Annotated in this window: 12 protein-coding genes; 5 read left to right on the top strand and 7 right to left on the bottom strand. The window is 37.4% G+C overall.

What is annotated here, in order from left to right; translation table 11 throughout:
* Window positions 1-27: 27 nt before the first annotated feature.
* The 3 genes from gucD to IC621_RS17350 are packed head-to-tail and all read right to left on the bottom strand — an operon-like array spanning window position 28 to window position 3466.
* Window positions 28-1497, bottom strand: a complete 1470-nt coding sequence (gucD, locus tag IC621_RS17340) for an alpha-ketoglutaric semialdehyde dehydrogenase GucD (protein WP_191159739.1) — start codon at window positions 1495-1497, stop codon at window positions 28-30.
* 36 nt (window positions 1498-1533) lie between these two features.
* Complete coding sequence (locus IC621_RS17345; RefSeq protein ID WP_191159741.1) at window positions 1534-3006, bottom strand: tripartite tricarboxylate transporter permease; 1473 nt, start codon at window positions 3004-3006, stop codon at window positions 1534-1536.
* Between the two features lie 13 nt (window positions 3007-3019).
* Complete coding sequence (locus IC621_RS17350; RefSeq protein WP_191159743.1) at window positions 3020-3466, bottom strand: tripartite tricarboxylate transporter TctB family protein; 447 nt, start codon at window positions 3464-3466, stop codon at window positions 3020-3022.
* Window positions 3467-3733: 267 nt separating this feature from the next.
* Between IC621_RS17350 and IC621_RS17355 the strand changes: the two genes are divergently transcribed.
* A complete protein-coding gene (locus tag IC621_RS17355) occupies window positions 3734-3904 on the top strand; it encodes a hypothetical protein (protein WP_191159745.1) in 171 nt (56 codons plus the stop codon).
* Between the two features lie 50 nt (window positions 3905-3954).
* Here the strand turns inward: IC621_RS17355 and IC621_RS17360 are convergent, their stop codons facing one another.
* Window positions 3955-4965 carry a tripartite tricarboxylate transporter substrate binding protein gene (locus tag IC621_RS17360; RefSeq protein WP_318153073.1) on the bottom strand — a complete coding sequence of 337 codons (1011 nt, stop codon included), beginning with the start codon at window positions 4963-4965 and terminating at the stop codon, window positions 3955-3957.
* Window positions 4966-4986: 21 nt separating this feature from the next.
* Entirely contained in the window at window positions 4987-5634 is a 648-nt protein-coding gene (locus IC621_RS17365) for a GntR family transcriptional regulator (protein ID WP_191159747.1), read from the bottom strand.
* A 201-nt stretch (window positions 5635-5835) separates the two neighbouring features.
* Here IC621_RS17365 and IC621_RS17370 point away from each other — a divergent pair, with 201 nt between their 5' ends.
* The 3 genes from IC621_RS17370 to dhaL are packed head-to-tail and all read left to right on the top strand — an operon-like array spanning window position 5836 to window position 8430.
* Complete coding sequence (locus IC621_RS17370) at window positions 5836-6735, top strand: dihydrodipicolinate synthase family protein (RefSeq protein ID WP_191159749.1); 900 nt, start codon at window positions 5836-5838, stop codon at window positions 6733-6735.
* A gap of 33 nt (window positions 6736-6768) precedes the next feature.
* Window positions 6769-7773, top strand: coding sequence for a dihydroxyacetone kinase subunit DhaK (locus IC621_RS17375; protein WP_191159751.1), 1005 nt, complete (start codon window positions 6769-6771; stop codon window positions 7771-7773).
* An 18-nt stretch (window positions 7774-7791) separates the two neighbouring features.
* A complete protein-coding gene (dhaL, locus tag IC621_RS17380; RefSeq protein WP_191159753.1) occupies window positions 7792-8430 on the top strand; it encodes a dihydroxyacetone kinase subunit DhaL in 639 nt (212 codons plus the stop codon).
* 479 nt (window positions 8431-8909) lie between these two features.
* On the opposite strand, the gene IC621_RS17385 is transcribed toward dhaL, so the two are convergent.
* Entirely contained in the window at window positions 8910-9761 is an 852-nt protein-coding gene (locus tag IC621_RS17385) for a LysR family transcriptional regulator (RefSeq protein ID WP_191159755.1), read from the bottom strand.
* A gap of 291 nt (window positions 9762-10052) precedes the next feature.
* Here IC621_RS17385 and IC621_RS17390 point away from each other — a divergent pair, with 291 nt between their 5' ends.
* Window positions 10053-10706 (top strand): flavodoxin family protein, encoded by a 654-nt coding sequence (locus tag IC621_RS17390; protein WP_224752614.1) that lies wholly within the window; start codon window positions 10053-10055, stop codon window positions 10704-10706.
* Window positions 10707-11264: 558 nt separating this feature from the next.
* Here IC621_RS17390 and IC621_RS17395 read toward each other — a convergent pair.
* Window positions 11265-11687 carry a VOC family protein gene (locus IC621_RS17395; protein ID WP_191159757.1) on the bottom strand — a complete coding sequence of 141 codons (423 nt, stop codon included), beginning with the start codon at window positions 11685-11687 and terminating at the stop codon, window positions 11265-11267.
* Between the last annotated feature and the right edge of the window lie 28 nt (window positions 11688-11715).

The raw sequence follows: 11715 nt of genomic DNA on the forward strand, positions 1-11715 counted from the left end.
GCTTAATTGAGTACATTTAGAAACTCATTAACTTTTTACAAATACCGTTTTAATTGATGTGAAAAATTCTATTGCAGCTTGCCCTTGCTCTCGCGAATGGGAACTTGATTGCTTCATTCCACCAAATGGTGCTTGAAGTTCAACTCCAGCTGACTCAGAATTAATACGGATAAGCCCTGCGTCCATTTCATTGATAAAGGATAACATTTTACTGATATCTTTAGTGAAAATCGATGCACTTAAGCCATATTGAACATCATTGGCAATTTGTAATGCCTCTTCAATCGTTTCAAATTTCATAAGGGCTAGGACAGGCCCAAAGATTTCCTCTTGAGCAATGGTCATCTTGCTATGAATGTTTTCAAATACACTTGGTTCAATATAGAATCCCTCCTTACATTCTCCGGATTCCACTCTCTTACCACCATAAATTAATTTAGCTCCTTCTTCGACACCTTTATCAATATAAGAAAGAACAGTGTTTAGTTGGTTTTCACTGGCACAAGGTCCCATCCATGTTTCTTCATTTAAACCGTTACCAACCCTTATTTCTTTTACCTTTTTGATAAGCTTTTCTTTGAACGTTTCATATATACCGCTTTGTACAATAACCCGGCTAGTAGCTGTACATTTCTGCCCTGTTGACCGTAGTCCTCCACTGATAGCAGCATCGACAGCTTGATCCAGATCAGCATCATTAACTACAATTAAAGGGTTTTTTCCACCCATTTCAAGTTGGTATTTTGCACCGCGTTTAAACGCTCCTAGGCCTACTTGTTTACCAACCTCGCCTGATCCAGTAAATGTAATCCCATTAATAGAACGGTTGTCAACAATCCCCTGGCCAATTATAGAACCAGAACCGGTAACCATATTGATAACCCCTTTTGGAATTTTTGCTTCATGAAAGCATTCCACAACTTTAGAAGCAGTTACAGCTGTCTCTTGGGCCGGCTTAAAGATAACAGAGTTTCCATATATTAGAGCAGGTGCGATTTTCCATATCGGTATGGCTACTGGAAAGTTCCATGGAGTGATAACACCTACTACTCCAAGCGGGACACGAGTTGTAAACATTAGTGCTTCAGAATCAGTTGATGGAATAACATCGCCTACCTTCCGTACCCCTTCGCCTCCATAATATCGGAGAATTGATACTCCTCTAGCTGTTTCTGCTTTTGCTTCATTTAATGTCTTACCCATTTCTCTAGTCATTGTTTCTGCAATGTCATTCAACCTTTTCTCAAGGATATCAGCTGCTTTATAAAGGTACTCCCCGCGAATAGCCCCAGATTGTTGACTCCAAGATAATTGGGCTTTTTTTGCTGAGATTACCGCTTGATCTAAATCTTCTATTGCAGAATGTTGAATATAGCCAACAATCTCATTTTTATTTGCAGGATTAATGCTTTTATCTGTTTTATTAAAGATACCAGATGCCCATTCACCGTCAATATAATTAAGATATGTCTTAACGTTAGTTCCTGTGCTTTGCATGTATTCCATCCTTCCTCTATAAAAAATCTTTAGTTTCTAGCCAATATTATTGGTGCTTTTTCTCAGCCAAAGCGTACTTATGATTAAAATAATCCCTAGTGCAAGAATTCCAAGAAAGATCGGACGTTGAAAAAACATAAGAAAATTATTTTCATACATGACTAGGCCCCTTCTTAAATTTGATTCAATCATCGGAGCTAAAATCAGGGCTAGCATTAAAGGAGCAATAGGATAATCAAATTTCTTCAGTAAAAACCCTATCACCCCAAATAAACACATCATACCGATGTCAAAGATATTGTTATTAACAGCGAATGATCCTATTAAACAAAACATAATCACACATGGATAAATTATTTTAGTTGGCTGTGAAATAATCTTAACTATTGAATTAGTTAGAGATATTCCATATAAAAACACTAATACATTTGCAATTAAAACGCTGGCGAACATTGCCCAAACAAAGTCAGGATTATTTTGAAAAAGTAAAGGACCTGGTTCTAAACCCTGTATAAGCAAAAAAGCGATTAACATGGCTGTTTGACCATCACCTGGAATTCCAAAGGTCATCATCGGAATTAAAGCTCCACCTACATTGGCATTGTTAGCAGCTTCAGATGCTACTACACCTTTCAGTTCTCCTTTTCCATATTTGTCATCTTTTTTTGCAAAACGAGTGGCAACATCATAGCTTGCCCATGAGGCAATATCGGCACCTGCTCCTGGAATTGCTCCTATAAATGTACCTATAGAAGAGGAACGGAATAAAGTTCCCATAATTCTTTTCCATTCAAAAGATTTCAATTTTATTCGATACTTAAAATTCTTACTTTTGCTTTGATAGGAATCATTTACAAATGAAAAAACTTCTGATAAACCAAAAAGACCAATCAACGCTGGAATATATGAAATCCCATTTGTTAAGTTTGAGTTTTCAAATGTGTATCTAGAAAAACCGCTTATTGGATCAATTCCAATTGTGGCAATCATAAAACCAAGTAAGGCAACAGCCAATCCTTTGACTAGTTGCTTTCCTGATATTGATAGGATGATAGAAATCCCTAGAATACCTAAAGCAAAATATTCCGGGGAACTAAATTTCAACCCAACCTTTGCTATATAGGGTGCTAGTGTAATCAATATCGCACCACTAAATAACCCTCCTACGGCTGAAGCTAAGAAACTAACATTTAACGCCTTTTGACTTTCTCCTTGCCGGGATAAACAATAACCATCAATAGCTGTTGCTGCTGATGCTGGTGTTCCAGGAATATTTAAACATATTGCTGATATTGAACCGCCAGCTATTCCGCCAATGTATATCCCCATTAGCATACAAATAGCTACTATTGGGTCAAACCCGAAAGTTAAAGGAGCTAATATCGCTAATGCCATAGTCGATGTTAACCCTGGAATTGCCCCTAAAATCATCCCAAACAAAGTTCCTATTAATACTGCAAAAAAAGTCCAACCACTAAAAACAGTAAGAAATCCTTGAAAGAGTTCCATATATTTAGCCCCTTTACATTAAATCTAAAGGTACATTCAAAAATAACTTAAACAAACCATACATTGAAAACGTCAAAATGACAGAATAAATAATTGGGCGAAAAATTCCCTTATTATCATATAAACGAAAGGTTAAAAATAGGAAAATTAGACTCATACCAATGAATCCGATCACTGGTAATAATATTAAATATATAGCTAAATAGATTACTAAAAAAAGATGTTTTCTTCCAATGCGAAAAGCCGGATTTTCCTCTTTAGCTTCCTCTACCTTTCTATGTTTAAAGACTATAATTAAGCTGCAAACCAGCATTCCTCCTGATAAAACTAAAGGAAGAAAAGAAGGACCTGGTTCATTTCCTCCTTTTGGAAACCCTATGGCTAAGAATCCATATATTATTGAAAGGAGGAACAGAGCCCACCCTATTACAGCTTCACGATTAAAGAATGAATATTTCATCCTCCATACCTCCAAATAGTATAATGAGAAAAGCGTAAGGCGCCCGTTTATCGTCGACAAGCATTCGGGCGAGCCGGCAAAAAGGTTGTTCTTTAACCTTCTTGCCGGTTTGGCTTATGACCTAAGGGCCGATGGCGCCGGGAGCTAGACACTAAAACAAAGAACGAAAAGCCCAGAGCGCTAGTCCTTCGGCGACAAGCACAAGGAGCCGGCATGAAAGTTGTTCTTTAACCTTCTTGACGGATTGACCCTGAGACCTAGGGGCTGATGGCGCTCGAGCTGGACAATAAGGAAAAGCGGAAGCGTCTTGAACAGCCCCGACAAGCACAAGACGAGCCTCCCGAAAAGGCTGCTTTTGCCTTTTTGGGAGGATTGGCTTTTGACCTCGAGGGGCTAGGCGCTGGAGCTGGACAAAGATACCACTCTTTATCACGTTAATACTTTAATTAACTTAAATTTTCTAAACTGAGGAAAAAAAATTATATTTTTTATTCTTTTGTTTTACTAACTTCTTTTGCTAATTCCTCAAAAAACGGTCGTTGTCCTTCCACAAATTGGGTAAATTCCTCCGTGTTCATATATCTGATAGTAAGTCCTCTCTCTTTCATAAAACTTTGAAAATCTTCTTCTTTTACAGCCTTAGCAAATGCATCATGTAGAATCTGAACGGCTTCATCTGGGGTATCAGCTGGAACTCCTAAACCTCTCCAAGTTCCAATGCTTAAATCGATTCCCTTTTCTTTCAGTGTCGGAACATCAGAAAATTTTTCAGATCTCTCTTCAGCCATAACAGCAAGAATTCTTAATGTACCTGTTTCGACCTGGGATGATACTTCCGGCGGACTTGCTACAAATGCATCGATATGTCCGCCTAAAGCAGCTTGTAAAGTAGGGGCAGCACCATCAAAGGGAACATGTTTTAATTCAACCTCAGCTTTATTGGCAAAAGCTGCCGCAGATAAATGCCATATGTTCCCAAATCCTGAATTACCAATGCTGATTTTTCCTGGTTTGTCTTTTGCCGCTTTAATAAAATCTTCTATTGTTTCGAATTCTGAGTTCGCCGGTACTACAATTGCCGCTGGATCTTCGTTCATAAGGATGAATGGCTTAAAATCATCTGGGGAGAAAGAAGCTTTTTGAAAGATTGGTAAAGTAAAAATTTCCGATGTATAGGAGTGAATAGTCAGCCCGTTCGCCTTTTTAGTTGCCGTTTGTGAAAATCCAACACTCCCGCCTGCACCAGTTACATTAACAACATTAATATTTTTATCCAAATATTCTTGAGCAGCTTCTGCAATAGCTCTATGCGTTAAATCGGTCCCGCCCCCTGCAGCTACTGGCACAATATCCGTTATATCACCATTTGGCAAAGAGTAATCTTTCGAGGAATTTTTTCCGTTTTGATTATTAGAGCTCATTTCTGAACATCCAGAAATAAAAGCGCTTACAAAAATAACAGATAATACACAAAGGAACGTTTTAAATATTTTTTTCACAATTCTTCCCCCCGTTTTATGTTAATCAGATGTAATATCTTCAATAACTGCTACTTTAACTTCTTCTATATGTGTCTTTATTAGATCAGCAGCTAAACTTATATCATAATTATGCATAGCATCTAAAATCTCGCGATGCCTAATGCTTGATTTGTATGGTCTTTGTTGTCCCGTTGCACCAAGAATTCGAAACCAATGAATATGACTGTCTATTGTATCCTTTACTCTTTGAATATATCTATTTTTCGAATAATCAAAAATGATCTTGTGTATTTCGATATCCGTTGCAAAGAAAGGTTGGTAGTTTCCTTCAAATATTTGTTTTTCAGCTGAAATTACTTTGTTTTTCAAGTCAATAATATTTTTTTCCGGAATATGAGGTATTGCCAGCTGAATTGCCTTCCATTCAATCGCTTGTCTTAAGTCATATACTTGGATAATCTCCTCTTTACTTGGCTTTGACACATATGTCCCAGAACGTGGTTTAACTGTAACTAGACCTTCAAACTGAAGCTTATTTAATGCTTCTTTTAAAGGAGTTTTACTAATTTGATACTGGTTTTGAACTTCTTCAACATTAATTTTACTTCCCGGTGGAATTTCATTATTTATAATTTGTTCTTTTAGAATTCTATAGATTTGTTCGGAAAATTTCTCTTTATTAATCATTGGATAATCCCCACCTTTAACTCACTAAAACTTATTAAAACATCTTATTTACATTTTTATCAACTCTCCTTTTTTAAAAATAGTGTTTGATTTTTCTAAAAATTCATTTTATAATGATCTGGAATCTGAAATCTGGAATTCCAGTTTTAGAATAACACACCTTATTCAAAATAGTCAAAATATTTTTAGGAGGTTTTGTTAATGAAAAATGTAAAAATTGATGGTGTCATCTCTACAATTGTAACCCCTTTCAATGCGGACGATTCGGTGAATGAAGAAATGCTTAGGAATGAAGTTCGTTATATTCTTGATTCAGAAGTAGATGGAATATGCGCTTGTGGTTCGACTGGTGAGGGTCATACGTTAACAATCGAAGAAAGTGCCCGGATTTGTGAAATTGTTGTTGAAGAGGTAAAAGGGAAAATTCCAGTGGTTGGGGGAATCATTCAAAATTCCACCCATCAAGTAATTAAATACGGTAAGGCTCTTAAGGATGTGGGAGTAGATGCCCTACAGATTACCCCAGTTCATTACCTCTTTGATCCTGGAATCGAGGGAACAATCAATTATTTCAAAGAGCTTGGTGAAGTGCTTGATATGCCAATTATTATCTACAATGTCGTTCCATGGGCCCTTATTCCGATTGAAGTCATTGAAGACTTAGCAGAACTGCCTCACGTAATCGGAATAAAACAAAGTGCAGGAGAAATGCATTTGTTAGCAGATCTTCTAATAAAAGTTAAAGGAAAAATTACCATTTTAGCTGCAATTGATGACCTCCACTACCCAGCATTCGTTATGGGAGTAGATGGGACTTTAGCAGCAATTCCAACAGTTACTCCTCATCTTACTGTCCAACTGTGGAAAGAAGTACAAAACGGAAACTATGAAAAAGCATTGAAATTACACGAGACGATCCTTCCTATTTGGAATGCGATAAAAGAGCCTAACATGCCTTCAAAACTTAAGGAAGCACTTCGTTTACAAGGAAGAAATGTTGGTAAAGCCCGAAAACCAATTCAGCCTGTGACAAAAGAGGAATCAGAAAAAATTTATGAGGCCTTAAAGAATGCCGGATTACTTGCAAAAAGCTTAAGTTGATGTGGTTAAATTTTCAACAAAGGAGGATAAATATTGAAAAAATTCATAAACGATCCAGATGATTTCGTAGATGAAATGTTAGAGGGTATACTGCTTGCCAACCCTAATCACCTTAGAAGTATTCGGGACGATAATCGAGGACTTGTAAGAATTGATGCTCCAGTGAAAAATAAGGTCGCTATTGTTACTGGTGGAGGCTCAGGACATCTCCCTCTCTTTCTGGGATATGTTGGTAAAGGAATGTTAGATGGGGCGTCAGTGGGAGAAGTTTTTGCTGCCTCAAGTGTCCAACAAATGCTTGATGTTACAAGAGCTGTAGATGGTGGTGAAGGAGTCCTCTATGTTTATGGAAACTACAGTGGGGATGTAATGAATTTTGAGATGGCTGCTGAGTTAGCCGAAACCGAAGGAATTCGTGTTGAAAGTGTTGTTGCAAGAGATGATGTAGGATCAATGCCAAAAGAATTTGAAGATCAAAGAAGAGGCGTTGCCGGGATCTTTTATTTATATAAAATTGCTTCTGCAAAAGCAGCAACTGGTGCCAGTTTAGATGAGGTTAAGGCTGTTACAGAAAAAGTAAACAATTCAGTTCGTTCCATTGGCGTTGCACTTTCTCCTTGCATTTTACCATCGGTAGGTAAACCTAACTTCAAGCTTGGAGAAGACGAAATGGAAATTGGCATGGGGATCCATGGAGAACCGGGAATAAAGAGGGGAAAAATTGATTCAGCTGATAAAATAGCTGAATCTTTGGTAGTTGCTATATTAGAAGATTTATATACCAACCAAGAAATTAAAGAAGTATCTGTCCTAGTAAACGGTCTTGGTTCTACCCCATTAGAAGAGCTTTATGTTGTATACAGAAAGATCCATCATCATTTAGAAAATAAAGGTATTAAAGTTTACAAAGTTTTTATTGGAGAGTATGCAACATCTTTAGAAATGACTGGTCTTTCCGTTTCACTGTTAAATCTAGATGAAGAACTAAAAGACCTTCTTGATATGCCCTTTGAAACTCCTTTTCATGTTCAACAATAAAAATAGGAGGCTCTTATTTTGTTCAATGTCCAAGATATCAAAAATATTTTCAAAGAAATCAGCCGCTTAATGGATTCCAATAAAGAGTTTTTGTGTCAACTAGATGGCACTCTTGGTGATGGAGATATTGGAATAACAATGTCAAAGGGGTTTTCAGCAATTAAAGAAGCTAGTTTAAAAGATAAAGAGCAAGACATTGGCTCTTTAGTATTTTCATATGGCATGATAATGGCAGAAAAGGCACCTTCTACAATGGGTACTTTATTAGCCTCGGCATTCTTAAAGGCTGGAAATCAGTTTAAAGGAAAACAACAATTATCTTTTAATGACTTTGTTATCTTTATTGAAACCATGATTCAAGGAATAAAAGAGCGGGGTAAAGCACAATTTGGGGATAAGACAATACTTGATTCTTTCATACCAGCATTGGAATCTCTAAAAAACTCTGCAGAAAAGAAAGAAAATATTTTACAATCAATCCAAAAGGCACATAATTCTGCTGAAAAAGGGATGAAAAATACAATTAATTTAAAATCACGAAAAGGCAGAGCAGCTCGTTATCTAGAAGATTCTATAGGAAAGCAAGATCCAGGAGCAACGGTAGGAGCATTGTTCTTCGAAGGCATTCTGCAGTATGTGTCAAAAAAAGAGATTTAAATTATTTTCCCGTCTTAATTGAAAGACGGGATTTTATTAATTTTTTTCTTACCTAAATCTTCTGCATAACTATAGACAATCGTTACTTTCTCTTTAACCAGCTGATTACCATCAGATAGACACAATCCTGTCCCGTCGATGGCTAACAGTATCATGCTTGGGTTGATTTGATGACAAAGATTATTCTAAGGGGACAAGAGCTAGAACAAATCCGTACCGATATAGACGTTCGAGTCATGGTTAATAGGCTTATCAGTTTATTGGAAGGTTACGAACTTCGTTCAATCTATTACAGGTCAAGTATTTATCATTGATAACGGACAAACACTTTGGATTAAATAATCTATTGTTTTTGCTTGTCTAAATTGTTATTTATCAAATGAGCACCCTTTTAAAGGTACATCAAAAAAAAGGGTGTTTTGTATACCTTTTCTCCAACAAATGATCCATAAAAACTCAGGCAATTCTAAATATACGATTTATAACCCTTGCATCTTGACCATCTCTACAAAAGCCTTGTATGAATAGCCTAAGTGTTTCTCTTTCCTTCTGATTAGTCCGGTCTCAATAAACTGGTAAGACTCAGGAATTGGATGTACATGTAAATCTTTATAAGAGCCATTTAACACAGACTTTGGCAGAAGTGTAGACGTTAGTTTCGCTCTCACGCTGCTTAAGAGTGTTTCAAGCGAGCTAATTTCAATGTAATTTCTCAAAGTCAGCCCTTCGTCCCTGAACCATTGCTCCAAAATTCCTCTAAATGGACAACCTCTTAGAGATACGGCCCACTTCTGGTCTGATAGTGAAGACAAACTTAATTCCTTGCCAGACAAAAGAACAATTTCATCGGATAACAAGTAATCGATAACAAAGTTTGTTGAGGTCAGATCTCCCGTCACAAAAGCTGCGTCTAGTTCATAGTTCTTCACCTTCTCCATCAACTCAAGAGAATTTCCAGTATCTAAACGAAGCGACACCTGTTCATACTGTGATTGATACTCGGCAATAAGATTCATAAAATTACCGCATGTGACCGTTTCAACCACTCCTATTCGTAATGATCCAGCTGGTTTACCGTGATCTTGTAATATTTTTATAGATTCATCCGCCATTTGCAAAATGGAATCAGCATATTGACGAAAAAGCATCCCTTTCTCAGTTATTTGAACACCTTTTGGTCTTCTATAAAAAAGAAGAACACCTAGCTCCTCCTCAAGTCTTCGTAAACGAGTTGTCACATTTGATTGTACATAATCCAATTTTACTGCAGCGCGTGAAATGCTTCCTTCTTCAGCAATTGCCTGAAACAGTCTCAAATCACTTAGTTCCATAGTAACCCCCATCACTTTTTATGATATCCATATCTTGAATAATCATTATACATGATATAAATACACATTTATACTCGACTTATAGAACAAAGAACAAAAGGAGGAAACGCAATTTAAAAAGGAATCGATTTCTATTGGTAACGCTAATAGGAACGAGGATTCTTAATGAACTAATAAAAGATAATACTGATAATCAGTAAGGCTAGCTGCAATTAGTTTTGATGACTTTCAGGCAACATAACAAGGTTTGATACGAGGGTAAATTACAAATAAAAGAGGAGCTGATTCGAGTTGGATTCTATAACAAATACACAAAAAATGCTAGTTCTTGTCGGTAGCCCAAGACGTAAGGGGAATTCTGCCACACTGGCTAAAGCAGTTCAGCGTGGAGCAGAGGAAGTCGGTACACAGGTTTCACTACGCTTCATTGATGATTACATTTCGAGCTTTCTCCGTGACTGCCGAACCTGCCGCTTATCTGACGGAGAATGTTCAATTAAGGATAATTTCCGAACGCTGTTTTTCGATGATTTTCTTGCTGCTGATGGGGTGGTAATTTGTTCTCCAGTATATTGGTACGGCTTGTCCGCTCAGATCAAATCTTTTTTTGACCGCACGTTCTGTTATTATGCTGCATCTTATCCCAATTCAGATCAAGTCTTAAAGACTATGTCCAGCAAGCGCACTGGCTTAGTGCTAGCTTCCGAAGAGACGTACCCAGGTGCATCGCTCGGAATTATTCACCAGCTTCAGGAGTTTTCACGCTATACCCATTCTGAATTTGTTGGCGTCGTCCATGGGATAGGCAACAGCCGAGGAGAAGTCAGTGTCGATCCAGGCTCACCCGTGTTATTAGCTGAACAGCTTGGTCGGGAATTTTTCAGTCGTAAATATTCCGATTATCGCTTAGATACAGAAAGGAGCAAAAAAGTATGGCCAACTTAAGATAATGGAGATGAGGTAACACCTGATTGAAATCAATCGACACACATATAAGCATGTGGAATCACGCCTTGTTCAGAGAAAAATTACTTTTCTTATTAGTAAAAGATAAAATGGGGGTACCTTTAGGAAAGGCGGATATACAATGTTAAGGAAGCCCCAGTATTATAAAGCCTAATTTCTCACTTACAAAGCTAAGAAATTAGGCTTTAGTTACTTCATTACCACGCTATTTTCAAATAGTGATAAAGGTACTAACTATTAAACGAAGTTTGACTGGGGGCAGATAGCGCCAGTTTAGAATATTAAATACCAGCATAAGTGATTGACATAATCTTTCTCCAAGAAAAATTTTCAGGAAAATAGTAAGTAAAGCACTTTCCCCTATTGTTGGAAAAGATAGATGTAGTTTTGAAGACCGGGTAACGAAAAACTGGCATTACCGTATTCCAATTACTCAGGGACACATACTCAGTCCATCTGATAAATGCGTAAACAATGAAGACTCTTTAACAGCTTATTGATCAAAATACCTTCAAGGTCAGCAACTACAAGCTAAAGTTATTCGTTGATTTCCCAATGTGGATTCCAGACTACTTCCCACAAATGGCCATCTGGGTCTTGGAAGTGCCCAGAGTATCCACCCCAAAATGTGTCGTGTGCCGGGTCAGTTATAAAAGCACCAGCTTTTTTTGCTTGTTCCAATACGCTATCCACTTCTTCTTTACTTCCTACATTGTGACCAATCGTAAACTCTGTAGGACTTGCTGGGGTTTGAGAAACCTTTGCCTCATGAGCGATATCTTTGCGATTCCAAATGGCAAGCTTTAAGCCTGCCTGTAAGTCGAAAAAGGCAACAGCACCATGCTCAAATTCTTTGCCAACTATGCCTTCTGTCGGCAGCCCTATTCCGTCCCGATAAAATTCCAACGCTCTTTCCAAATCATCTACACCCAATGTAATGACAGTGATTCTTGGATTCATAAAATGACCATCCTCCTTATATTAAGGA

Source organism: Metabacillus arenae (assembly GCF_014773385.1).
Taxonomy (GTDB): Bacteria; Bacillota; Bacilli; order Bacillales; family Bacillaceae; genus Metabacillus_D; species Metabacillus_D arenae.